General features: G+C 66.8%; 23 protein-coding genes and 1 pseudogene. 22 read left to right on the top strand and 2 right to left on the bottom strand.

Annotation, left to right across the window (positions count from 1 at the left end):
* Positions 1-15: 15 nt before the first annotated feature.
* The 9 genes and pseudogenes from can (at position 16) to F3K02_RS00970 (ending at position 10395) form a co-directional block, all read left to right on the top strand.
* Positions 16-684 carry a carbonate dehydratase gene (gene can, locus F3K02_RS01010; protein WP_177132363.1) on the top strand — a complete coding sequence of 223 codons (669 nt, stop codon included), beginning with the start codon at positions 16-18 and terminating at the stop codon, positions 682-684.
* Between the two features lie 31 nt (positions 685-715).
* Positions 716-2551: a bifunctional isocitrate dehydrogenase kinase/phosphatase gene (aceK, locus tag F3K02_RS01005; protein WP_177132361.1), complete on the top strand. Its 1836-nt coding sequence runs from the start codon at positions 716-718 to the stop codon at positions 2549-2551.
* A gap of 19 nt (positions 2552-2570) precedes the next feature.
* On the top strand, positions 2571-3758 hold the full coding sequence (locus tag F3K02_RS01000; RefSeq protein WP_177132360.1) for an acetyl-CoA C-acyltransferase: 1188 nt from the start codon (positions 2571-2573) through the stop codon (positions 3756-3758).
* Between the two features lie 22 nt (positions 3759-3780).
* Positions 3781-4173, top strand: a complete 393-nt coding sequence (locus tag F3K02_RS00995; RefSeq protein ID WP_177132357.1) for a VOC family protein — start codon at positions 3781-3783, stop codon at positions 4171-4173.
* A pseudogene (locus F3K02_RS00990) lies at positions 4170-4839 on the top strand (SDR family oxidoreductase). The gene F3K02_RS00995 and the pseudogene F3K02_RS00990 overlap by 4 nt, the downstream one beginning before the upstream one ends.
* Positions 4840-4869: 30 nt before the next feature.
* Positions 4870-5997, top strand: a complete 1128-nt coding sequence (locus F3K02_RS00985) for an acyl-CoA dehydrogenase family protein (protein ID WP_177132356.1) — start codon at positions 4870-4872, stop codon at positions 5995-5997.
* A gap of 47 nt (positions 5998-6044) precedes the next feature.
* Entirely contained in the window at positions 6045-7436 is a 1392-nt protein-coding gene (trkA, locus tag F3K02_RS00980) for a Trk system potassium transporter TrkA (RefSeq protein ID WP_177132354.1), read from the top strand.
* 16 nt (positions 7437-7452) lie between these two features.
* Positions 7453-8925: a TrkH family potassium uptake protein gene (locus F3K02_RS00975; RefSeq protein WP_177132352.1), complete on the top strand. Its 1473-nt coding sequence runs from the start codon at positions 7453-7455 to the stop codon at positions 8923-8925.
* A 9-nt stretch (positions 8926-8934) separates the two neighbouring features.
* The gene (locus tag F3K02_RS00970) at positions 8935-10395 is read left to right on the top strand and encodes a TrkH family potassium uptake protein (RefSeq protein ID WP_177132350.1); all 1461 of its coding nucleotides are present in this window, start codon (positions 8935-8937) and stop codon (positions 10393-10395) included.
* Between the two features lie 93 nt (positions 10396-10488).
* Here F3K02_RS00970 and F3K02_RS00965 read toward each other — a convergent pair whose 3' ends face one another.
* Positions 10489-11196: a glutathione S-transferase N-terminal domain-containing protein gene (locus tag F3K02_RS00965; protein ID WP_177132348.1), complete on the bottom strand. Its 708-nt coding sequence runs from the start codon at positions 11194-11196 to the stop codon at positions 10489-10491.
* Positions 11197-11335: 139 nt separating this feature from the next.
* On the opposite strand from F3K02_RS00965, the gene F3K02_RS00960 reads away from it, so the two are divergent.
* The 4 genes from F3K02_RS00960 to F3K02_RS00945 are packed head-to-tail and all read left to right on the top strand — an operon-like array spanning position 11336 to position 13736.
* The gene (locus F3K02_RS00960) at positions 11336-11773 is read left to right on the top strand and encodes a rhodanese-like domain-containing protein (protein WP_177132345.1); all 438 of its coding nucleotides are present in this window, start codon (positions 11336-11338) and stop codon (positions 11771-11773) included.
* Positions 11774-11778: 5 nt separating this feature from the next.
* Positions 11779-12174 carry a YchJ family protein gene (locus F3K02_RS00955; RefSeq protein ID WP_425485552.1) on the top strand — a complete coding sequence of 132 codons (396 nt, stop codon included), beginning with the start codon at positions 11779-11781 and terminating at the stop codon, positions 12172-12174.
* Positions 12175-12179: 5 nt separating this feature from the next.
* On the top strand, positions 12180-12836 hold the full coding sequence (locus F3K02_RS00950; protein WP_177132768.1) for an HAD family hydrolase: 657 nt from the start codon (positions 12180-12182) through the stop codon (positions 12834-12836).
* A 9-nt stretch (positions 12837-12845) separates the two neighbouring features.
* Positions 12846-13736, top strand: coding sequence for a hypothetical protein (locus tag F3K02_RS00945; RefSeq protein ID WP_177132342.1), 891 nt, complete (start codon positions 12846-12848; stop codon positions 13734-13736).
* A gap of 46 nt (positions 13737-13782) precedes the next feature.
* Here F3K02_RS00945 and F3K02_RS00940 read toward each other — a convergent pair whose 3' ends face one another.
* Positions 13783-14823, bottom strand: coding sequence for an AraC family transcriptional regulator (locus F3K02_RS00940; protein ID WP_177132340.1), 1041 nt, complete (start codon positions 14821-14823; stop codon positions 13783-13785).
* Positions 14824-14950: 127 nt separating this feature from the next.
* On the opposite strand from F3K02_RS00940, the gene F3K02_RS00935 reads away from it, so the two are divergent.
* From F3K02_RS00935 to F3K02_RS00895, 9 genes are all read left to right on the top strand, one after another.
* Positions 14951-16678 carry an AMP-binding protein gene (locus F3K02_RS00935; RefSeq protein WP_177132338.1) on the top strand — a complete coding sequence of 576 codons (1728 nt, stop codon included), beginning with the start codon at positions 14951-14953 and terminating at the stop codon, positions 16676-16678.
* 13 nt (positions 16679-16691) lie between these two features.
* A complete protein-coding gene (locus F3K02_RS00930) occupies positions 16692-18314 on the top strand; it encodes a carboxyl transferase domain-containing protein (RefSeq protein WP_177132337.1) in 1623 nt (540 codons plus the stop codon).
* Positions 18315-18358: 44 nt separating this feature from the next.
* Positions 18359-18682 carry a type II toxin-antitoxin system VapB family antitoxin gene (locus tag F3K02_RS00925; RefSeq protein WP_177132335.1) on the top strand — a complete coding sequence of 108 codons (324 nt, stop codon included), beginning with the start codon at positions 18359-18361 and terminating at the stop codon, positions 18680-18682.
* Positions 18679-19080, top strand: a complete 402-nt coding sequence (gene vapC / locus F3K02_RS00920; RefSeq protein ID WP_177132333.1) for a type II toxin-antitoxin system VapC family toxin — start codon at positions 18679-18681, stop codon at positions 19078-19080. The genes F3K02_RS00925 and vapC overlap by 4 nt, the downstream gene beginning before the upstream one ends.
* A complete protein-coding gene (locus F3K02_RS00915) occupies positions 19077-19613 on the top strand; it encodes a DinB family protein (RefSeq protein WP_177132330.1) in 537 nt (178 codons plus the stop codon). Before vapC ends, F3K02_RS00915 begins: the two co-directional genes overlap by 4 nt.
* Entirely contained in the window at positions 19610-20395 is a 786-nt protein-coding gene (locus tag F3K02_RS00910; protein WP_177132328.1) for an enoyl-CoA hydratase/isomerase family protein, read from the top strand. The genes F3K02_RS00915 and F3K02_RS00910 overlap by 4 nt, the downstream gene beginning before the upstream one ends.
* A 27-nt stretch (positions 20396-20422) precedes the next feature.
* Positions 20423-21148, top strand: a complete 726-nt coding sequence (locus F3K02_RS00905) for a DUF4126 domain-containing protein (RefSeq protein WP_177132326.1) — start codon at positions 20423-20425, stop codon at positions 21146-21148.
* 8 nt (positions 21149-21156) lie between these two features.
* Positions 21157-23163 (top strand): acetyl/propionyl/methylcrotonyl-CoA carboxylase subunit alpha, encoded by a 2007-nt coding sequence (locus tag F3K02_RS27930; protein ID WP_177132324.1) that lies wholly within the window; start codon positions 21157-21159, stop codon positions 23161-23163.
* Positions 23164-23293: 130 nt separating this feature from the next.
* Entirely contained in the window at positions 23294-24214 is a 921-nt protein-coding gene (locus F3K02_RS00895; protein WP_177132322.1) for a 2-hydroxyacid dehydrogenase, read from the top strand.
* Positions 24215-24224: the final 10 nt, after the last annotated feature.

Raw genomic sequence — 24224 nt, 5'->3', positions numbered from 1 at the left:
ACTTCTGATTGCCTCATGAGTTCATCGCTGCAAGACCTGTTTGACCACAACCGCGAATGGGCTGCGGCCATGGTTCGCGAGAAGCCCACCTTCTTCACCGACCTGCTGGCGCAGCAGAGCCCACAATACATGTGGATCGGCTGTTCCGACAGCCGCGTGCCGGCCAACCAGATCACCGGTCTGGCGCCGGGCGAGGTGTTCGTGCACCGCAACGTGGCCAACGTGGTGGTGCCGACCGATCTGAACTGCCTGTCCACGATCCAGTTTGCGGTGGACCAGCTGCAGGTGAAGCACCTGATGGTGGTGGGGCACTACGGTTGTGGCGGCGTGAAGGCCGCGCTGAACGACACCCGCGTGGGCCTGGCCGACAACTGGCTGCGCCACATCAAGGACGTGCGCGACCGCCACGCCGCGCTCATTGCGGCCACGCCCGAAGACTTCCGCGTCGAGGTCTTGTGCGAACTCAACGCCATCGAACAGGTGATGAACGTGGCCCAGACCACCGTGGTGCAGGACGCCTGGGCGCGTGGCCAGTCGCTCACGCTGCACGCCTGGGTGTACGCCCTGAGCGACGGCCTGTTGCGCGACATGCTGATGACGGTGGATGGCGCCGGAGGGCTGGAGTCGATCTACCAGGCGGCGCTGGCGGGTGTGGCGGCCAAGCGCCGGAACACGGCTGCCTAGAGATATTGAGACAGCTGCCCCAAGGCCCTGCATGTTTCCCCAGCGACTCGACTCCACCGTGGCCTACGCCATCGCCAAGGCGATGATGGACGGCTTCAACCGCCACTACCGGCTGTTCCGCACCGAGTCGGCGCGCGCCAAACACCGCTTCGAGACGCGCGACTGGCGCGGCCAGCAGCGTGCACAGCGCGAGCGCATCGAGTTCTACGACCTGCGCGTCAACGAATGCGTGATGCGGCTGCACAAGGAGTTCAAGGCCGAGCAGCAACCCATGGACGTGTGGGAGCAGGTCAAGCTGCACTACATCGGCCTGCTGGTGAACCACCACCAGCCCGAGCTGGCCGAGACCTTCTTCAACTCGGTCTGCACCAAGATCCTGCAGCGGGCCTATTTCCAGAACGACTTCATCTTCGTGCGCCCGGCGGTGTCCACCGAGTACATCGAAAACGAGGAGCCGCAAGCCCGGCCCACCTACCGCTGCCACTACCCGACGGCCGCCAACATGGAGGCCGAGGTGCTGCGCATGATCGCGGACTTCGACCTGCGTGTGCCCTTCGAAGACCTCGCGCGCGATGCCCATCTGGTGCTCGAAGCCATGAAGCCGCACTTCGACCACGTGAAGCTGCGCGCCAACTTCCAGTTCCAGGTGCTCTCGGGCCTGTTCTTCCGCAACAAGGGCGCCTACGTGGTCGGCAAGATCATCAACGGCTTCCAGGAAGTGCCGTTCGCGCTGCCCATCCTGCACAACGAAGACGGATTGCTGGTGGTGGACGCGGCGCTGTTCGGTGAAGACGACCTGCTGATCCTCTTCAGCTTTGCTCGTGCCTACTTCATGGTGGACATGGAAATCCCCAGCGCCTATGTGCAGTTCTTGCGCAGCATGATGCCGCGCAAGCCGCGCGCCGAGTTCTACAACGCGCTCGGTCTGGCCAAGCAGGGCAAGACGCTGTTCTACCGCGACTTCCTGTTCCACATGCGGCACAGCACCGACAAGTTCCGCATCGCGCCCGGTATCAAGGGCATGGTGATGCTGGTGTTCGACCTGCCGAGCTTTCCGTTTGTATTCAAGGTCATCAAGGACTTCTACCCGCCGCAGAAGGACACCACGCGCGAACAGATCCGTGGCAAGTACCTGCTGGTCAAGCAGCACGACCGCGTGGGGCGCATGGCCGACACGCTGGAGTTTTCCGAGGTGGGGTTCCCGCGCGAGCGTTTCACCGACGAGCTGATCGCCGAGATCCAGAAATTCGCGCCGAGCCAGCTGGAGATCAGCGACCGCAACGGGGACGGGGACATCGAGGTCATCCTCAAGCATTGCTACATCGAGCGGCGCATGATCCCGCTCAACATATATCTGCAGGAGGCGTTTGACGCACTGCGGGGCGAGGGGGCGGACGACCTGTCGCTCAAGCGCGCGCGCCAACAGCTCACCCGCGCCGTGGTGGAGTACGGCAACGCCATCAAGGACCTCGTGGCGGCCAACATCTTCCCGGGCGACATGCTGTGGAAGAACTTCGGCATCACGCGCCACGGCAAGGTCGTGTTCTACGACTACGACGAGATCGAGTACATCACCGATTGCAACTTCCGCCGTGTGCCGGCGCCGCGCAACGAAGAAGACGAGATGTCGGGCGAGGTCTGGTATTCGGTGGCGAAGAACGATGTGTTCCCCGAGACCTTCGGCCCCTTCCTGCTCGGCAACCCGATGGTGCGCGAGGAGTTCATGAAGCACCACGCGGACCTGCTCGACGCCGCCTTCTGGCAGGCTCACAAAGAGCGCATCGCCGCGGGCCATGTGTTTGACGTTTTTCCCTACGAGCGCGACCGGCGCTTCCATGTCCAGGCGGACAAAGAACTTTTAGCTTGAACTTTCACAGGAGATTTCCATGAACCCAACAGATCCCATCGTCGTCGTCGGCGCCGCGCGCACCCCCATGGGTTCGTTCCAGAGCGACTTCGCTTCCCAGTCCGCACACGACCTCGGCGGCGTGGCCATCAAAGCCGCGGTCGAACGCAGTGGCGTGGACAAGTCGCTGGTCGACGAGGTGCTGTTCGGCAACTGCCTGATGGCCGGCCAGGGTCAGGCGCCCGCGCGCCAGGCCGCGCTCAAGGGAGGGCTGCCGCTGTCGGCCGGCGCGGTGACACTGTCCAAGATGTGCGGCTCGGGCATGAAGGCCACCATGCTCGCGCACGACATGCTGCTCGCCGGCAGCGCCACCGTGATGGTGTCGGGCGGCATGGAGAGCATGACCAACGCGCCCTACCTCATGCTCAAGGGCCGTGGCGGCTACCGCATGGGCCACGACAAGATCTACGACCACATGATGCTCGACGGCCTGGAAGACGCCTACGAAGCCGGTCGCAGCATGGGCACCTTCGGCGAAGACTGCGCCGCCAAATACAGCTTCACCCGCGAGCAGCAGGACGCCTTCGCCATCGCCTCGGTGACGCGCGCCAAGGCCGCCACCGAGAGCGGCGCCTTCGCCAAAGAGATCGCGCCCGTGACGGTGAAAGACCGCAGCGGCGAACGCGTGGTCTCCACCGACGAAGGCCCGGGCAAGGTCAAGCTCGACAAGGTCACCTCGCTCAAGCCCGCGTTCAAGAAAGACGGCACCATCACCGCCGCCTCCAGCTCGTCCATCAACGATGGCGCCGCCGCGCTGGTGCTGATGCGCGCTTCGACCGCGAAGGCGCAGGGCCTGAAGCCGCTGGCCACGATCGTTGGTCACGCCACGCACGCGCAGGAACCCAACTGGTTCGCCACCGCCCCCGTGGGCGCCACGCAGAAGCTGCTGGCCAAAACCGGCTGGACCGTGGCCGACGTGGACCTGTGGGAAATCAACGAAGCCTTTGCGGTCGTGCCGATGGCGCTGATGACCGAGCTGTCGATCCCGCACGAGAAGGTCAACGTCAACGGCGGTGCCTGCGCGCTGGGCCACCCCATCGGCGCGAGCGGGGCGCGCATCCTCGTCACGCTGCTGCACGCGCTGCAGGCGCGTGGCGGCAAGAAGGGTGTGGCCACCTTGTGCATCGGTGGCGGCGAAGCCACCGCCATGGCGATTGAACTGGTCTGAAGCCGACCGGCGGTTCGCGAGCATGTTTTCCCACGTTTTCATGGGCGTGTCCGACTTCGACCGTGCCCTGGCCTTCTACAGGCCGGTGATGGCCGCGCTGGGTTTGCAGGAGCGCTTCTGCGAGCCGGAGCGCCCCTGGGCCGGTTGGCATGCCGAAGGCGGGCAGCGACCACTGTTCGTCATTGCGCGGCCGTTCGAGGGCGTGCAGGCGCCGGGCAACGGCCAGATGGTGGCGTTTGCCGCCCGCAGTCGGAACCAGGTGGACGATGTGCACCGGCTGGCAACGTCCCTGGGTGGCGCAGACGAAGGGGCGCCCGGCTTGCGCCCCGAGTACCACGCCCACTACTACGGTGCCTACTTCCGCGATCCGGACGGCAACAAACTCTGTGTGGCTTGCCACCAGCCTGAGGCATGAGCACGGTGTTGATCATCGGCGCGTCGCGCGGCATCGGCCTCGAATTCGTGCGCCAGTACCGCGAGGCGGGCGAGCGTGTGATTGCCACCGCGCGCGACGACGCCGGGCTGGAGCGCCTGCGCGCGCTCGGTGCCGAGCCGCTGCGGCTGGATGTGGGGCAGCCTACCAGTGTGAGTGCGCTGTCCTGGCAACTCGATGGCGAGAAGCTGGATGTGGCGCTCTATGTGGCTGGCGTGATCGATCGCGCCTGTGCCACCTCGCCGCCCACCCAACCGACCTTTGACCGCGTGATGCACACCAATGTGATGGGCGCCATGCAGGTGATCCCGCAGGTGTTGCCCCTGGTGGAAGAAGCCGGCGGCGTGTTCGGCGCGCTGTCCAGCACCATGAGCCAGATCGGCAGCGTGCCGGGCAGCAACAGCTGGCTTTACCGCGTGAGCAAGGCGGCGCTGAACATGGCGGTGAGCAGCGCACGATTCGACTACCCGAAGGCCCGGCTGGTGGCGCTGGACCCGGGCTGGGTGCAAACCGACATGGGCGGCGGCGCTGCGCCCGCTGACGGCCGAGGCCAGCGTGCGCGGTTTGCGGGCCGTGCTCGCCAGCGTGGCACCCGAAGACAACGGCCGCCTGATCCACCACGACGGCCGGCGCGCCGAGCACTGGTAAGACTTTCAAAACACCAACGAGACACACAACATGCTGCTGACCGAAGACCAGGTGATGATCCGCGACGCCGTGCGCGCCTTTGCCCAGGAACAGCTCTGGCCCAACGCCGCGAAGTGGGACAAGGAACACCATTTCCCGAAGGAGGTGCACAAGGGCCTGGCCGAACTGGGCGCCTACGGCATCTGCGTGCCCGAGGGGCTGGGCGGCGCGGGGCTGGACTACCAGACCCTGGCCATCGTGCTCGAAGAGATCGCCGCCGGCGACGGCGGCACCAGCACCGTGATCAGCGTGACCAACTGCCCGGTCAACGCCATCCTGATGCGCTACGGCAACGCCCAGCAGCAGGCGCAGTGGTTGCGCCCACTGGCCGCCGGCCAGATGCTCGGTGCTTTCTGCCTGACCGAGCCACACGTGGGCTCGGACGCTTCCGCACTCCGGACAACTGCAGTGAAGCAGGGCGACGAATACGTGATCAATGGCGTCAAGCAGTTCATCACCAGCGGCAAAAACGGCGACGTGGCCATCGTGATCGCGGTGACGGACAAGGGCGCCGGTAAAAAAGGCATGAGCGCCTTCATCGTGCCCACCGCGGCGCCGGGTTATGTGGTCGCGCGTCTGGAAGACAAGCTCGGTCAACACAGCAGCGACACGGCGCAGATCAACTTCGACAACTGCCGCATTCCGGCCGAGAACCTGATCGGCAATGAAGGCGAAGGCTACAGGATCGCCTTGAGCGCACTCGAAGGCGGGCGCATCGGCATTGCGTCGCAGAGCATCGGCATGGCGCGCAGCGCGTTCGAATGCGCGGTGACCTACGCCAAGCAGCGCGAGAGCTTCGGTCAGCCCATCTTCAACCACCAGGCGGTCGGCTTCAAGCTGGCCGAGATGGCGACGCAGATCGAGGCCGCGCGCGCGCTCACACACCACGCCGCCGCGCTGCGCGACGCCGGACAGCCCTGTTTGAAGGAGGCGGCCATGGCCAAGCTGTTTGCCAGCGAAATGGCCGAACAGGTCTGCTCGCAGGCGATCCAGGTGCATGGTGGCTACGGCTACGTGAGCGACTTCCCGGTCGAGCGCATCTACCGCGACGTGCGCGTCTGCCAGATATACGAAGGCACGTCCGACGTGCAGAAAATCATTATTCAAAGGGCGCTGTAAGCGCCCACCGCCCCCGCCGCAGGCGGCGCGGGGGGTAACATCCTGTTATGAAGATCATCATTTTGGGCGCCGGCCGCGTCGGGGAGAGCGTGGCCGAGAGCTTGGTTTCCGAGCAGAACGACATCACCGTCATCGACCAGGACCCGGCGCGGCTGCGGCTGCTGGAAGAAAAACTGGACCTGCGGGGTGTGGTGGGCAATGGCATCCAGCCCTCCGTGTTGCAGGAAGCCGGGGCACGGGACGCCGACATGGTGATCGCCTGCGCCGCGGCCGACGAGGCCAACCTCGTCACCTGCAAGGTGGCGCACGACGTGTTCAACGTGCCCAGCACCATCGCGCGCCTGCGCTCGCCCGAGTTCGTCGAGGGCGATGAACTGCTGGGCAAGAACGGCTTTTCGGTGGACCACGTGATCTGCCCCGAAGAGTCCGTCACGCGCTACATCCACCAGCTCATCAGCTACCCCGAAGCGCTTCAGGTGCTGAAGTTTGCCGACGGCCGCGCCAGCCTGATCGCCATGCGGGCGGCCCACGGGGGCGCCCTGGTGGGCCACACCATCGGCGAATTCCGCGAGCGCTTTCCGCACGCCCAGATGCGGGTGGTGGCGCTCTACCGGCTCGACACCGAAATGGAGGCCACCAAGAGCACCCGCATCCTCGCGGGCGATGAGGTGTTCGTGCTGGCCGACACCGACAAGATCCGCTACGTGCTGGGCGCCATCCACAACATCGACAAGCCGGTGCAGCGGCTGATGATCGCCGGCGGTGGCAAGGTGGGCCTGCGGCTGGCGCGCAGCCTGGTGGGGCAGTGCGAGGTGAAGATCATCGAGCGCGACAAGACGCGCTGCGAGTACCTGGCCAGCCAGCTGCCGTCGAACATGCTGATCCTGCACGGCGACGGCGCCGACGAAGACCTGCTGCTGGAAGAAAACGTCGGCCAGATGGACCTGTTTCTCGCGCTCACCAGCGACGACGAAGACAACATCATGTCGGCCATGCTCGCCAAGCGGCTCGGCGCGGGGCGCGTGATGTCGCTGATCAACCGCCGCGCCTACGCCGACATGATGCAGGGCAGCACCATCGACATCGCCATCTCACCCGCGCAGACCGTGATCGGCGAGCTGCTGACCCACCTGCGTCGTGGTGACGTGGCGGCGGTGCACAGCCTGCGCCGCGGTGCGGCCGAGGCGCTGGAGGGCATCGCCCGCGGCGACGTGAAAACCTCCAAGCTGGTCGGCCGCAAGGTCGAAGAGGTCAAGCTGCCCCAGGGCACGCGCATCGGCGCCATCGTGCGCGGCGAGGGTCGCAGCTCCGTGGTGCTGATGCCGCACCACGACACGGTGATCGAAGCCGATGACCACATCATCATCTTCATCCCGAACAAGCGCCTGGTGCGCGAGGTCGAGAAGCTGTTCCAGGTGACCGCCACCTTCTTTGGCTGAATTCCGCAGGGTCGCCATGCCGTTTCTGCGCATCTTTCCCGTGCTCGGCGCCATCGTGATGGTGTTCGCCCTGACCATGCTGGTGCCGTTGGGCGTCTCGGCCTGGACGCACGACGGCGCCGAAGCGGCGTACCCGTTGGCCATGCTGGTCACCTTCGCGGCGGGCTTGCTCATGCGCAGCGCGGTCTGGCGCGTGGGGCGCCATCTGGACCTGCAGGCGCGCGACGGCATCCTGCTGGTCGGGATGGTGTGGACCCTGCTGCCGCTGTTCGCCAGCCTGCCGTTGTTGCTCTATTTCTCGGGCACGGCCTCGCCCATGTCGTTCACCGACGCCTACTTCGAGTCCATGTCGGGGCTGACCACGACGGGTTCGACGGTGCTGGTCGGCCTGGACGCGCTGCCCGCCTCCATCAACCTCTGGCGCTGCTTCCTGCAGTGGCTGGGCGGCATGGGCATCCTGGTGCTGGCGGTCGCCATCCTGCCGATGCTGGGCGTGGGGGGCAGCCAGCTCTTTCGCGCCGAAGCCACCGGCCCCATGAAGGACGCCAAGCTCACGCCGCGCATCACCGAAACCGCCAAAGGCCTGTGGAGCGTGTACAGCCTGTTGTCGCTGGCGTGTGTGCTGGGTTACTGGCTGGCCGGCATGCCGGCGCTGGACGCCTGGATCCACATGTTCTCGACCCTGAGCCTGGGCGGCCTGTCGTCGCACGACAGCAGTTTCGGCTTCTTCCAGTCGCCCGCCATGGAGTGGGTGGCGATCGTGTTCATGCTGCTCGCCAGCTGCAATTTCGCGCTCTATTTCGTGGCACTGACCAAGCGCAACCCGGCGCGCATCTGGCGCGATGCCGAGTGGCGCGGTTCCATGGCCCTGCTGGTGGGCTCGGGTGTTTTCATCGCCGGCTTGCTGCTTTTCAAGGGCACCATGAGCGATCCGCTGGACACCCTGCGCGTGGCGCTGTTCAACGTGGTGTCGATCGGGTCGACCACCGGGTATTCCACCGTGGACTACACCACCTGGCCGGTGTTTGCGCCGCTGTTCATGATCATGCTGTCGGGCATTGCCACCAGCGCCGGGTCCACCGGTGCAGGAATCAAGATGGCGCGGCTGGTGATCCTGTTCAAGCAGGCGAAGCGCGAGATGTCGCGCATCGTGCATCCGCGCGCGGTCAACCCGGTCACGCTCGGCGGCCACCTGATCGACAGCAGCACCATCTTTTCGGTGCTGGGCTTCATGCTCGTGTACGGCGGCACGATCATCGGCCTGACCATGTTGCTGCTGTTGACCGACATGCCGTTCGACACCGCGTTCACGGCCGTCGTGGCCAGTGTCAACAACATGGGGCCCGGGCTCAACGAGGTGGGCCCGGCGGGGAATTTTGCGGGCCTGACCGATTTCCAGACCTGGGTGTGCACGGTGGCCATGCTGCTGGGCCGGCTGGAAATGTTGTCGTTCCTGGTGCTGTTCACGCCCGGCTTCTGGCGCAAGTAGGGCACGCCCTTGTACACGCTGCTGCCGGTCCTGAATGTGTTTTCGCGCATCCTGTTTGCGTTCGCCTTCAGTTTTCTGGTGCCGCTGGCCTGGGCCTGGAGCGAAGACCACGAGCAGTACCGCTACGTCTGGGAAGGGGCGTTTGCGCTGGCCGCGCTCAGCGGCCTGGCGCTGTGGGCCGCCACGAACCGCCATCGCCGCGAACTGCAGGCGCGCGACGGCTTCCTGCTCGTCAATCTGGTGTGGATCGTGCTGCCGGCCTACGCCGCTTTGCCGCTGCTGTTCACGGTGCCCGGCATCGGCTGGACCAAGGCCTATTTCGAGGCCATGAGCGCGCTCACCGCGACCGGGGCCACGGCGCTCTCCGGGCTGGACTACCTGCCGGTGTCCGTCAATGTGTGGCGCTGTTTCCTGCAGCTGGTGGGCGGCCTGGGCATCATGCTGCTGGTGGTGGCGGTGCTGCCCATGCTGGGGCTGGGCGGTTACCAGGTCTACAAGGCCGAAACGCCAGGGCCCATGAAAGACGCGAAGTTCACGCCGCGCATTTCCGAGACGGCGCGCGGGCTCTGGGGGGTGTATGCCGCTTTCTCGGTGGCCTGCATGCTGGCCTACCGCTGGGCTGGCATGAGCTGGGCCGACGCCTTCATGCACATGTGCACCACCATGGGCCTGGGTGGCTTTTCGTCGCACGACGCCAGCCTGGGCCATTTCAGCTCGCCGACGATCGAGGCTGTTGCCACGGTGTTCATGGCCCTGGCCGGCATCAGTTTCGTGCGCTATTTCATCGTGATCCGCAGCCGCTCGCTGCGGCCCCTCATCCGCGACCGCGAGATCCGCACCTACGTCAGCGTGCTGCTGGTTTCGATCGGGCTGGTCGCCAGCCTGCTGCTGGGGCACGGCGTGTACGACGACTCGGCCCTGGCCCTGCGCACCAGCGCCTTTCATGTGGTGTCGCTGGCCACCACCACCGGCTACGCCTCCACCGACTACGCGCAGTGGCCGGTGTTCGCGCCGGTGCTGCTGCTGTTCCTGGGCTGTTTCGTGTCCTGTGCCGGCTCCACCGGCGGCGGGATCAAGATGGTGCGCATGGTGTTGCTGATCAAACAGGCGCGGCGTGAGCTGGTGCGCAGCATCCACCCGCGCGTGGTGAACCCGGTCACGATGGGCGGCGCCATCCTGCCCATGTCGGTCATGAACGCCACCTTTGGCTTCATGCTGATCTACGGCGCGGTCACCATGGGCCTGACCATGCTGCTGCTGTTCACCGGGCTGGATATCGTGACCGCGTTTTCTGCCGTGGTCGCCACGGTCAACAACATCGGTCCGGGCCTGGGGCAGGTGGGACCGGCGAGCAACTTCGGCGTGCTGAGCGGTTTCCAGATCTGGGTGCTGACCTTCGCCATGCTGCTCGGCCGGCTGGAACTGCTGACCGTGCTGGTGCTGTTCACGGGGTCCTTCTGGAGGAAGTAGGCTCACCCCTGCGCCGCCTGCGGCGTCACCCCCTCCAGTGCCCTGGGTGAAGGCACTTCGGGCGCGACTGATCGCGTGTTTCGCGGCTGCTTTTCAGACCGGGGTTGCCGGGATGTTCAGGCCGCGTTGCACGGCGGGGCGCTCGACAAACCGGGCCAGCACGCGGGCGACTTCGGGGAAGTCATTGAAGCCCACCAGATCGCCTGCGCCGTAGAAGCCGACCAGGTTGCGCACCCAGGGCCAGGTGGCGATGTCGGCGATGCTGTAGTCGTTTCCCATGATCCAGTCGCGGCCCGTCAGGCGCTGGTTCAGCACGCCCAGCAGGCGGCGCGATTCGGCGGCGTAGCGGTCGCGGGGGCGCTTGTCTTCGTAGTCCTTGCCGGCGAACTTGTGGAAGAAGCCGAGCTGGCCAAACATCGGCCCCACGCCGCCCATCTGGAACATCAGCCACTGCAACGTTTCGTAGCGCGCAGCCGCGTCCTGCGGCAGGAACTGGCCCGTCTTTTCCGCCAGGTAGATCAGGATCGCACCCGATTCAAAGAGCGCCAGCGGCCGGCCACCGGGGCCGTTGGGGTCGAGGATGGCGGGGATCTTGTTGTTCGGGTTGAGCGAGAGGAACTCGGGCGAGAGCTGGTCGCTGCTGTCGAAGGCGACGCGGTGCACTTCGTAGGGCAGGCCGGTTTCCTCCAGCATGATCGAGACCTTCACGCCGTTCGGCGTGGGCAGCGAATACAGCTGCAGGCGGTCCGGGTGGCGCGCAGGCCATTTGTTCGTGATGGGGAAGGAGGACAGGTCGGTCATGGACGCTCCAGGGCAGGGCGGCGGGCTGCCGCGAAGCAGCTATTGAACACCGCCGCGCAATGCCCTTGTGCCAGCGAACCCATGGCGTTTGTCGTAGCCCGGTGGCAACGATAATTCCAGCACAAGGAGACACCGACCCATGCCCATCACCAAAGGATTCCGCGCGCTCGTGGACGAAGCCACGGCGCAGATCACCACCTACAGCGTCGAGCAGGTGCGCAAGCGCCTCGAAGCGGGCGACGCCACCTTGCAGGTGGTCGACATCCGCGACGTTCGCGAACTCGAACGCGAAGACACCGTGCCCGGTGCCCTGCACGCGCCGCGCGGGATGCTGGAATTCTGGGTCGACCCCGAGTCGCCGTACTACAAGCCGGTGTTCGGCGACGAAAGCAAGGAGTTCGTGCTGTTCTGCGGCGCCGGCTGGCGCAGCGCGCTGGCCACCAAGGCCCTGCAAGACATGGGCATGAGCAACGTGGCCCACATCGACGGCGGCTTTGCTGCGTGGACGAGGGCCGACGCGCCGACCGAAACCCTGGAGGCGCACAAGGCGCGACACGCGGCGCGCAAGGCCGCCTGAGTGGGGTGACCGTGACCGCCTGCCCTTGTGGCCGGACCGACGCGCGGGGCAAAGCCAGTGCGTTCGAAGCCTGCTGCGGGCGCTACCTGGACCACGACACGCCAGCGCCCGACGCCGAAAGCCTCATGCGCTCGCGCTACAGCGCCTTCGTGCTGGAGCGGGTGGCGTACCTGCAGAGCAGCTGGCACGCCAGCACCCGCCCGGCCGACCTGACACTGGAACCCGATGTGAAGTGGCTGGGGCTGGACGTGAAACGCCACCGCGTGATCGACGCCGATCACGCCGAAGTCGAGTTTGTGGCCCGCTCGCGCGTGGCCGGCCGCGGGCAACGCTTGCACGAGTCCAGCCGTTTCGTGCGCGAAGGCGGGCGCTGGTTTTATGTGGATGGAGATCTGAAGTGAGTGCGATGTTCGAAGCGGTTCTATTTGATTGCGACGGCGTGCTGGTCGACAGCGAGCCCATCACCAACGGCGTGTTGCGCGAGGTGCTGAACGAAGCCGGCTGGGCGCTGAGCCAGGCCGAGTGCATGCAGATCTTCATCGGCAAGGCCGTGCGCGACGAACGCGCGCGCATCGAGGCCGAAACCGGCCGGCCGCTCACCGAACAATGGATGCTCGCCTTCTACGCGCGGCGCGATGAACGCCTGCGCGCCGAACTGCAGACCGTACAGGGCGCGCTCGATGCCGTCATCGCCGCGCACGCGCACACCGCCGGCCGCATCGCCTGCGCCTCCGGCGCCGACCGGCCCAAGGTCGTGATGCAGATCGGCATGGCCGGCATGGCGCCGTATTTCGGCGACCGCATCTTCAGCGGCCACGACCTGCCGCGCTCCAAGCCGCACCCCGACGTGTACCTGGCCGCAGCGACCCACCTCGGTGCCGACCCGGCGCGCTGCCTCGTGATCGAAGACACCGCCACCGGCGCCCAGGCCGGCCTGGCCGCGGGCGCCACCGTCTGGGGTTACTGCCCGCAGGGGCACGGCCGCGCGTTCGACGGCCTGCCCGTGGCGCGGGTGTTTCGCCACATGGACGAACTGGCGCAGGCCTTGCCCGCACTGCGGTAAAAACAAGCCATGCAAACCACCCGCCGCCAACTGCTCGCGCACAGCGCAGCCCTGCCATTTTTGCCACTGGCCGGCCTCGGCCTGACCGCCTGCTCCACCGTCGAAACGACCAGCGTGCAGTCGCGCCTGCGGGGCAAGTCCATCACCGTCATCAGCACCATCGGCACCACGCTGCGCCTCAGCTGGCGCGGCACCACCCTGTTCAACAACGAGTTCGGCGAGGCCTTCGTGCCCGACTGGGGCTACAAGGAGCAGCTCGAAAACCGCACCGTCGAGCTGCTCAGGGCCTCGGGGCGCTTCTCCAGCGTGCAGCGCGTGACCATCACCGCCACGCGCCGCGAAGAAGCGCTCAAGGAGCTGAAGGAACTCAAGACGCCGACCGACCACGTGCTGCTCATCTCGGGCGCGCCGTCGGCCGACAGCATCTGGGCCACCCGCGAAGGCTTCTTCGGTCTGGGCATCGCGCAGCGCAGCATCCTGCAACTCGGCACCGAGTCGGTCGCCCACGCCTCGCTGCGTGTCGACCTGCTGGTGCCCAGCACCTTCGGCACCGTGCTCGGCGAAGCCACCGTGTCCACTGCCCAGCGCGTGCCCGCGCCCGCGCTGCTGCGCGGGCCGCGCCTGAACGACGACAACGCCGCTGCGGCGCGCGAGTCGCTCAAGGTGCAGGTGGATGCGGCGGTGCAGAGTCTGGTGAATCAGCTGGGGCTGGGCAAGGCCATGCCTGCTTCATCGCCCGCGGCTGCGCCGGCTTCTCCGGCACTGAAGCCTGCATCGGCTCCCGCATCGGTGCCGACGACACCATCGAGCAACGCGTTCCCCGTGACCTCGCCCAACGTGGAAGGCCGGGACATTCCGGCGCCTTCGGGGGCTGGGGTGTCAGATTTCCTGTCGCGTTGACAGAGGGCAGGGATGTCGGTCAAGCAGTCGATGCATTCGCGTCGATTCAGCGCGAGGCCCGCCACTCACCGGGCGTCACGCCCGTCCAGGCCTTGAACGCGCGCATGAAGCTCTTCTGGTTCTGAAACCCGGCCGCTTCGGCCACCTGTTTGATCGGTCGGGTCGTGCGCTGCAGCAGGTCGAGCGCGCGGTCGCGTCGCACCTCGTCTTTCAGTGCCTGCAATGTGGCGCCTTCGTCTTTCAGCTGCCGGTGCAGCGTGCGGGCCGAGGTGTTGAGCAGGGCCGCGAGGTCGTTGGCGTTGTGGGCGTCCAGCGGCTGGGTCGTGAGCACCTGGCGCACGCGCTGCACCAGCAGGCGGTCGCGCCGGTAGGGTCGCACCTGGATCGGCAGGGCGCGCTGCAGCATCTGGTTCATGGCGGCTTCGTCGCGCTTGACGGGCAGGGCGAGGTAGCGCGCGTCGAAGTGGATCGCGGTCTGGTCGGCGTCAAACACCGTCGGGCCATCGAACAGCACCCGGTAGACCTCGGCGTGCGCTGGCGCGGCGAACGGGAAGCTCGCGCCCAGCAGCGGGATGCGCGAGTCCACCAGCCAGCAGGCCAGTCCGTGGCTGTTGCGCAGCACCGAGACGCCACAGAATTCGCGCAGGCTGCCGTCGCCGCCCGGCGGCCGGTGTTCGGTGAGGGCGATGCTGGCCACGTCGCCGCTGGTGGTCACGGCGAGCGTGATGTCGGGCGTGAGCAGGCCGTGGTGGCGGCACCAGCGTTTGAGTGCCACGCCCAGCGTGGGCGCCGAAAGCGAGGCGCGCGCGAGCATGCCGTAGCTGCCCCAGGGCAGGGCGCGGCGAAACCAGCCCAGGGCTTCGTCGTTGAGTTCCTGCATGGCGGCGCCCGAGAGGGTTTCCATCTGGGCGGCGGTGATGCGTGCCGCGGGATCGGCCACGCGTGCTGGCGGAATCTGTGCCTGCGCCAGGGCCCGCGCCGGGTCCAGCCCGCGCTGCTGGTAGGCGATCACGATGGCCTGCACGAACGCCATGGGCGTGGCGGCGCGGTCGGATGGGCTGGACAGGGTGGCGCGGGGGCTGGGCATGGCGCCAGTGTGCCTGATGGGTGGCGTGATTTGCAACCATTCTGGCAAGCGGCGGCGGCGCAAGCCTCCTAAGCTAGGCCCTGCAGTCCGGTGCGAGCCGGACCCTGGAACCCGAGGAGACAAGCCCATGAGCGACCCCCGAAACGCGGCCCTGCCCCTGACGCTCAGCCTGGCGCGTGGCGCGACCGACGTGCCGTTGATCGAACAGACCATTGGCGCTTTTTTTGACGCCATGGTGGCGCGCCAGCCCGAGCACGAGGCGCTGGTGAGCGTGCACCAGGGGCGGCGCTACACCTACCGCGCGCTGCAGGCCGACGCGCACCGCCTGGCCAGCGCGTTGCTGGCGCAGGGCCTGAATCCGGGCGACCGGGTGGGCATCTGGTCGCACAACAACGCCGAATGGGTGCTGATGCAGCTGGCCACGGCACAGGTGGGCCTGGTGCTGGTGAACATCAACCCGGCCTACCGCACGTCTGAAGTGGAGTACGCGCTCAACAAGGTCGGCTGCAAGCTGCTGGTGACCATGGCGCGCTTCAAGACCAGCGACTACCTGGGCATGCTGCGCGAGTTGGCGCCCGAGTGGGCGCACGGCCGGCCGGGCGCGCTGGACGCGCGGCAGCTGCCGCACCTGAAGACCGTGGTCTGGATCGACGAGCCCGGGCAGGGCGCCGAAGAGCCCGGGCTGATGCGCTTCTCGGCGCTGCTCGACCAGGGCGACGCCGCCGACCCGCGCGTGGCGCAGCTGGCGGCCACGCTCAAGGCCAGCGACCCGATCAACATCCAGTTCACCAGCGGCACCACCGGCTTCCCCAAGGGCGCCACGCTCACGCACCGCAACATCCTGAACAACGGCTTTTTCATCGGCGAGTGCATGAAGCTCACCCCGGCCGACCGTCTGTGCATCCCCGTGCCGCTGTACCACTGCTTCGGCATGGTGCTGGGCAACCTGGCCTGCTTCACGCACGGCGCCACCATCGTCTACCCGAACGACGGCTTCGACCCGCTGACCGTGCTGCAGACGGTGCAGGAAGAGAAATGCACCGGCCTGCACGGCGTGCCCACCATGTTCATCGCCGAACTGGACCACCCGCGTTTTGCCGAGTTCGACCTGTCCACCCTCCGAACCGGCATCATGGCCGGCTCGCCGTGCCCCACGGCCGTGATGCAGCGCGTGGTGAGCGACATGCACCTCTCGCAGATCACCATTGCCTACGGCATGACCGAGACCAGCCCGGTGAGCTGCCAGAGCAGCACCGACACGCCGCTGGACCGACGCGTGTCCACCGTGGGCACGGTGCAGCCGCACCTGGAAGTGAAGATCGTGAGCCCCGACAGCGGCGAGGTGATGGCGACCGGCCAGTCGGGCGAGCTGTGCACGCGCGGTTATTCGGTGATGCACGGCTACTGGGACGACCCGGCCAAGACGGCGGAGGCCATCGACGCCGAGGGCTGGATGCACACCGGCGACCTCGCCACCATGGACACCGAGGGCTACGTCAACATCGTCGGCCGTATCAAGGACATGGTGATCCGCGGCGGCGAAAACATCTACCCGCGCGAGATCGAAGAATTCCTCTACCGCCATCCCGCTGTGCAGGACGTGCAGGTGGTCGGCGTGCCCGATGCGAAATACGGCGAAGAGCTGTGCGCCTGGGTCATCGTCAAGCCCGGCCAGGCGCTGGACGAAGACACGGTGCGTGCCTTCTGCAAGGGCCAGATCGCCCACTACAAGGTGCCGCGCTACATCCGCTTTGTGGACGCCTTCCCCATGACCGTGACCGGCAAGATCCAGAAGTTCAAGATCCGCGATGCCATGAAGGACCAGCTGGGGCTGGCCGAAGCCAAAACAGCCTGACCGAGAGAACCCCATGCCCGCACTCGACACGAAACTCAACGCCCGTTCCGCCGACTTCCAGGCCAACGCCGCCGCCATGAAGGTGGTGGTCGACGACCTGAAGGCGCAGGTGGAAAGAGCCACCCTCGGCGGTGGCGACGCGGCACGCGCCAAACACACCGCGCGCGGCAAGCTGCTGCCACGCGACCGCGTGCAGATGCTGCTGGACCCGGGCACGCCCTTCCTGGAACTGAGCCCGCTGGCCGCGATGGGCATGTACCCGGACCGCGACGGCAGCGACAGCGCGCCCTGCGCCGGTGTCATCGCTGGCATCGGCCGCGTGAGCGGCGTGGACTGCATGATCGTCTGCAACGACGCCACGGTGAAGGGCGGCACCTACTACCCGCTCACCGTCAAGAAGCACCTGCGCGCGCAGGAAGTGGCACAACAGAACCAACTGCCCTGCATCTACCTGGTGGACTCGGGCGGCGCCAACCTGCCGAACCAGGACGAGGTCTTCCCCGACCGCGACCACTTCGGTCGCATCTTCTTCAATCAGGCCAACATGAGCGCGCAGGGCATCGCGCAGATCGCGGTGGTCATGGGCTCGTGCACGGCCGGCGGCGCCTACGTGCCGGCCATGAGCGACGAGACCATCATCGTCAAGAACCAGGGCACCATCTTCCTGGGCGGCCCGCCGCTGGTGAAGGCCGCCACGGGCGAGGTGGTCACGGCCGAAGACCTGGGCGGTGGCGACGTGCACACGCGCCTCTCGGGCGTGGCCGACCACCTGGCGCAGAACGATTTGCATGCGCTGGCCCTGGCGCGCCAGGCGGTGAAGAACCTCAACGCGCGCAAAGTGCCGCCGATCACGACCATCGACCCCGTCGCGCCGCTGTATCCGGCCGAGGAGCTGTACGGCGTGATCCCGACCGACACCCGCAAGCCGTTTGACGTGCGCGAGATCATCGCCCGCATCGTGGACGGCTCGGACTTCGACGAGTTCAAGTCGCGCTTCGGCACTACCCTGGTCTGCGGCTTCGCGCGCATCGAGGGCATGCCGGTCGGCATCATCGCCAACAACGGCATCCTGTTCAGCGAATCGGCGCTCAAGGGCGCGCACTTCATCGAACTCTGCTGCCAGCGCAAGACGCCGCTGGTGTTTCTGCAGAACATCACCGGCTTCATGGTCGGCCGTAAGTACGAAAACGAGGGCATCGCGCGCAACGGCGCCAAGATGGTGACGGCTGTGGCCACCGCCGCGGTGCCCAAGTTCACGGTGATCATCGGCGGCAGCTTCGGCGCCGGCAACTACGGCATGTGCGGCCGCGCCTACAGCCCGCGCTTCCTCTGGATGTGGCCGAACGCGCGCATCTCGGTCATGGGCGGCGAGCAGGCCGCGAGCGTGCTTGCGACCGTCAAGCGCGACGGCATTGAAGGCAAGGGCGGCAGCTGGAGCGCGGAAGAAGAAGCCGCGTTCAAGGCGCCCATCAAGGAACAGTACGAGGTGCAGGGCCACCCGTACTACGCCACCGCGCGCTTGTGGGACGACGGCGTGATCGACCCGGCCGACACGCGCCGCGTGCTGGCGCTGGGGCTCTCGGCTTCGCTCAACGCGCCGATCCCCGAGACGAAGTTTGGACTTTTCCGCATGTAATGTGTATGATTTTCTCATTTCATACACATTGAAGGAGGTTCGACATGCGAACCAATATCGACATTGACGACGACTTGATGGCCGCAGCCATGGAGGCGGGCGGCTTCAAGACCAAGAAGGAAGCGGTAGAAGAAGGCTTGCGCCTTGTGCGACGGCGCAAGGTTTACGACGGCTTGTTGGCCTTGCGAGGCAAGTTGCAGTGGGACGACTCGGATGCGGCTTGGGCGCTTGCCCGCGCCGAAGAGGCGCCTGCCATGGCGGTGCAAGAGACCAAGGGTTCTTATGCCGTGCAGGCCAAGGCCGCTGCGATTGTCCGGTCGGCAAAGGCAAAAAGGCCTGCGGCCGTCGCGCGGAGCAAGGTCAAATGATCTTGGTGGATTCGAGCGTCTGGATCGACTTCTTCCGTGATGGACGGGACGCGCAAAGCAACACGCTGGCCCAGTGCCTGGGAGATTCCAGTATGGAAGTCGGTATGGCCGATCTCGTGCTGTTCGAGGTGATGCGTGGGTTCCGAGAAGGGAAGCTGATGCGGGAAGCACAAACACTGATGAGCGCGCTGCCACAGGTCGAGATCGGCGGCACAGAGCATGTGCTGCAGGCCGCTGAGCGTTACCGCCAGCTGCGCAAGCAAGGCCGCACCGTGCGCAGCCCCATCGACGTGCTGCTCGCCAGCTACTGCATCACCCACGGGCACACGCTGCTGCACCGCGACGCCGACTTCGAATCGCTCAAAACTTTGGGAGGGTTGGACACATGGCCGCAATGAGTACCTCGTTGAGTCCTTTTCACACCCACTTCATCCGACAGGCGCGTTACCATGTCTGGGCCACGCACCGCCTGCTCGACGCGGTCTCGCGTGTGTCCGACGAAGACTACAAGCGTGACGTCGGCCTGTTCTTCAAGAGCATCCACGGCACGTTGAACCACTTGCTGGTGGGCGAGCACTTGCTCTGGTATGCACGTTTCTCCAAGGGCGCCTCGCCCATGCTCGCTTTGGACGCCGAGATTGAACCCGACCGCGAACGCCTGGGCCAGGCGCTCAAAGGCGGCGCCGCGAACTGGGAACACCTGATCGCCAGCTGGCCCGCCGAGCGCTTCAACGGCCAGCTCGACTACCGGACCATGAAGGGCGTGCCGCAGTCGTTGCCGTTCGCGGCCACGCTGGCGCACGTGTTCAACCACGCCACCCACCACCGCGGCCAGATCACCGCCGCGCTCACCGCCCTGGGCCAGCCCGGCCCCGAGCTGGACTGGGTGTACCACCTGCAACTGGAAGCCGCAGAGGCGAAGAAACCATGAGCCAAGCTCTGACCATTGCGGTGCAAGACCGCATCGCCCGCATCACGCTCAGCCGCCCCGAGGTGCGCAACGCCTTCAACGACGCCGTGATCCAGGAACTCAAGGCCGCGTTTGAAGCCGTGGGCGCGCGCGACGACGTGCGCGCCGTCGTGCTCGCCGCGGTGGGCCCGGCCTTCTGCGCCGGGGCCGACCTCAACTGGATGCGCCGCATGGCCGACTACACGCGCGACGAAAACGTGGCCGATGCGGGCCAGCTCGCGGCGATGTTGAAGACGATCTACGAATGCCCCAAGCCCACCATCGCGGCCGTGCAGGGCGACGTGTTCGCGGGCGGCATGGGTCTGGTGGCGGCGTGTGACATGGCGGTGAGCGTGGACACCGCCACCTACTGCCTGAGCGAGGTGAAGCTGGGCCTGATCCCGGCCACCATCAGCCCCTACGTGATCCGCGCCATGGGCGCGCGCGCCTCGCACCGCTACTTCCTCACGGCCGAGCGCTTCAGCGCGCAGGAGGCGCACCGCATCGGCTTCGTGCACGAGCTGGTGGGCGCCGAGGCGCTGGACGCAAAGGTGAATGAACTGGCCCAGGCGCTGGTGAGCGCGAGCCCGGCCGCCGTGCGCGCCTGCAAGCGGCTGGTGCAGGACGTGGCCGAGCGCGAAATCGACGCTGGCTTGATCGCCGCCACGGTGCAGGGCATTGCCGACATCCGCGCGAGCGAACAAGGCCGCGAGGGCGTGCAATCTTTCCTACAGAAGCGCAAGCCCGCGTGGCTGGCGGGCTAGGCGGTTTCTTCCCTGAAGGAGAACACCATGGACGCACTCTGGACCACCCTCGTCAACTGGCTGCACGGCCTGGGCCTGCACGCGGGCACGGGCGTGGTCAATGAAGTCGGTGGCCAGGTGGTCGAGGGTGTGAGCGCCGCCGCCAGCCAGCTCGACATGCCCAGCCTGCTGGCGCTGGCCGCCGCGCTCGGCTGGGTCAGCGGCTTCCGGCTTTACGCGGTGGTGTTCCTGGTGGGCGCGTCGGGCGCGCTGGGCTGGATGCCATTGCCCGAAGGCCTGCAGGTGCTACAACACCCGGCCATGCTCATCACCAGCGGCGCACTGCTGTTCGTGGAATTTTTTGCCGACAAGATCCCGGGGCTCGACTCGCTGTGGGACATGGTCAACAGCGTGATCCGCATCCCCGCCGGTGCCGCGCTGGCGGCGGGCGCGCTGGGTGCTGACGGCAGCACCATGGCCCTGGTGGGCGCGCTGCTCGGCGGCACGCTCGCGGCCAGCAGTCAGGCCGCCAAGACCACCACGCGCGCGGCCATCAACACCTCGCCCGAGCCGTTTTCCAACATCGCCATGAGCCTGGTCGAAGACGGCCTGGTGGTCGGCGCGGTCTGGCTGGCCACCCACCATCCGCTGGTGTTCGGCGTGCTGCTGGTCATTGCTGTGGTGCTGATGTGGATCGTCACCTGGATGTTGTTCAAGTTCCTGCGCGCGGTGTTCCGCCGCGCGCAGTCCCTGTTTTCTTCTGCTACTGCCTGAGGCCTCGAATGTTCACCAAGATCCTGATTGCGAATAGAGGCGAGATCGCCTGCCGCGTCGCCGCCACCGCCCGTCGCATGGGCGTGCGCACCGTGGCCGTGTACTCCGACGCCGACGCCAGCGCCAAACACGTGGCGGCCTGCGACGAGGCGGTGCACATTGGTGGCAGTGCGCCGAAAGAAAGCTACCTGCAGTGGCAGCGCATCCTCGACGCGGCCAAGGCCACCGGCGCCCAGGCCATCCACCCCGGCTACGGTTTCCTGAGCGAAAACGAAGCCTTCGCCAACGCCTGCGCCGAAGCCGGCCTGGTGTTCATCGGCCCGCCCGCGTCGGCCATCCAGGCCATGGGCCTGAAGGCCGAGTCCAAGCGCCTGATGGAGAGCGCCGGCGTGCCGCTGGTGCCGGGTTACCACGGCGCCGACCAGGACCCGCACATGCTGCAGCACGAGGCCGACCGCATTGGCTACCCGGTGCTGATCAAGGCCAGCGCCGGCGGCGGCGGCAAGGGCATGCGTGCGGTCGAGAAGGCGGAAGACTTTGCCGCCGCGCTGGCCTCGTGCAAACGCGAGGCCATCAACAGCTTCGGCAGCGACGCCGTGCTGGTCGAAAAATACGCCCAGCGCCCGCGCCACATCGAGATCCAGGTGTTCTGCGACACGCACGGCAACTGCGTCTACCTGTTCGAGCGCGACTGCTCGGTGCAGCGGCGCCACCAGAAGGTGCTGGAAGAAGCGCCCGCGCCGGGCATGACGCCCGAGCTGCGCCAGCAGATGGGCCTGGCCGCCGTGGCCGCGGCGCGCGCCGTGAACTACGTGGGCGCGGGCACAGTGGAGTTCATCGTCGAGCAGCCGCCCGAAGGCGGCATGCGCTTCTATTTCATGGAGATGAACACGCGCCTGCAGGTTGAGCACCCGGTGACCGAGGCGATCACGGGGCTGGATCTGGTGGAGTGGCAGCTGCGCATCGCCAGCGGCGAGCCGCTGCCGCTGACACAGGAGCAACTGCACATCGACGGCCACGCCATCGAGGCGCGCATCTGCGCCGAAACGCCGGACAACCAGTTCCTGCCCGCCACCGGCCGGCTCGACGTCTACCGAAAGCCCACCTGCACCAGCTTCGAACGCGGCTCGGTGCGTGTGGACGACGGCGTGCGCGAGGGCGACGCCATCAGCCCGTTCTACGACTCCATGGTCGCCAAGCTGATCGTGCACGGCCGCACACGCGCTGAAGCGCTGGCCCGGCTCGACGCGGCGCTGGCCGAAACGCGCATCGTCGGCCTGTCGACCAACGTGCAGTTCCTGCGCCACGTGGTCGCCAGCCCCTCGTTTGCGCAGGCGAACCTGGACACGGCGCTGATCCCGCGCGAAGCGGGTGTGCTGTTCCACCAGGACAAGGTCGGCCTGAACCTGGCCGTGGCCGCCGCCGTGGCGCAGACCCTGCTGGCCGAGCGCGCGAGCGAAGGCAAAGACCCGTTTTCGCGCCGCGACGGCTGGCGCCCGCACGGCCTGACCGTGCGCCGCTTCGACTTCGAATACCTGGGCGAGGCCATGCAGGCCAGCCTGACCTACCTGCACGACGGTGCGTTGCAACTGGCGCTGGGAGAGGTCAGCGGCTTGCTGACATTCGACGCCTTGCCAGCGGAGAACGGCACGCTGATGGACCTGCGCTTCATGGGCCAGCGCCAGACGGTGCAGACCTGGCAGCGCGAAGAGATCGTGCACGTGTTCTGTGCCCTGGGCGCCACCCAGATCACCGAGCTCGACGCACTCGCCCACGCCGGTGAAGCCGCTCACGACGTTGGGCGCCTCACCGCGCCCATGCCGGGCAAGGTGGTGTCGTTCGCCGTGAAGGCCGGCGACGCGGTGAAGAAGGGCCAGCCGCTGGCAGTGATGGAGGCCATGAAGATGGAACACACCATCGCCGCGCCGGCCGATGGCACCGTGGCCGAGCTGCTCTACGCGCCGGGCGACCAGGTGGCCGAGGGCGCTGAGCTGCTGAAGATCCAGACCGCCTGACCACAACAACGGGCCTGTGTTGCAAGGCGGTGCGGACCCGCATCCACCGTCCGACCTGAGCCTGTCGAAGGGCCTTGAGCGAACGGGCCTCCCAGCCAACGGGCTATTCGTCTTGCCATAAGCTCGCCGCATGAACATCACTTTCTGCTGCACCGACACCAAGGCACAACCCTGGCTGGACGGCCTGCGCGCGGCCTTTCCCGAAGCGTCCGTCGAGGTCTGGGAACCCGGCGCGCCACAGGCCGACCACGCCGTGGTCTGGGCGCCGCCGCAACAGTTCCTGGATCAACAGCAGGCGCTCAAGGGCCTGTTCAACATCGGCGCGGGTGTGGACGCGCTGCTCAAGCTGCACCTGCCGCCGGGCGTGAAGGTCGTGCGTCTCGACGACGCGGGCATGTCGGTGCAGATGGCCGAATACGTGTGCCACGCGGTCATCCGCCACTTCCGCGAATTCGACGGTTACGAGGCCGACGTGAAGGCCGGCAAATGGTCGTACCGCAAGCCGCGTGATCGCCAGGACTTTTCCATCGGCGTGATGGGCCTGGGCGTGCTCGGTGAGCGCGTGGCCCGGGCGCTGCGGGTGTTCGACTTTCCGGTGCATGGCTGGAGCCGCACGCCCAAGGCCATCGAGGGTGTGGTCACCCACAGCGGAGAGGCCGGGTTCGATACCTTCCTCTCAAACTGCCGGGTGCTGGTGAATCTGCTGCCGCTCACGCCCGACACGCGGGACATCCTCAACCGCGACACACTCGGGCGCCTGAAGCCCGGTGGCTACCTGATCAACGTGGCGCGCGGCGCGCACCTGGTCGAAGCCGATCTGTTGGCCCTGCTGGAGAGCGACCAGATGGCCGGCGCCACGCTGGACGTGTTCCGCACCGAACCATTGCCCGCTGACCACCCGTTCTGGAACCACCCCAGGATCACCATCACCCCCCACACCTCGGCACGCACCTTGCGCGACGAGAGCATCGCCCAGATCGCGGGCAAGATCCGCGCGCTGGAAGCGGGTCAGCCCGTTGCGGGTGTGGTCGATCCTGTCAGGGGTTATTGAATTCAGCCTT

Source organism: Hydrogenophaga aromaticivorans, from assembly GCF_013387465.1.
Taxonomy (GTDB): domain Bacteria; phylum Pseudomonadota; class Gammaproteobacteria; order Burkholderiales; family Burkholderiaceae_C; genus Hydrogenophaga; species Hydrogenophaga aromaticivorans.
This window is presented reverse-complemented; position numbering and strand designations above follow the sequence as displayed.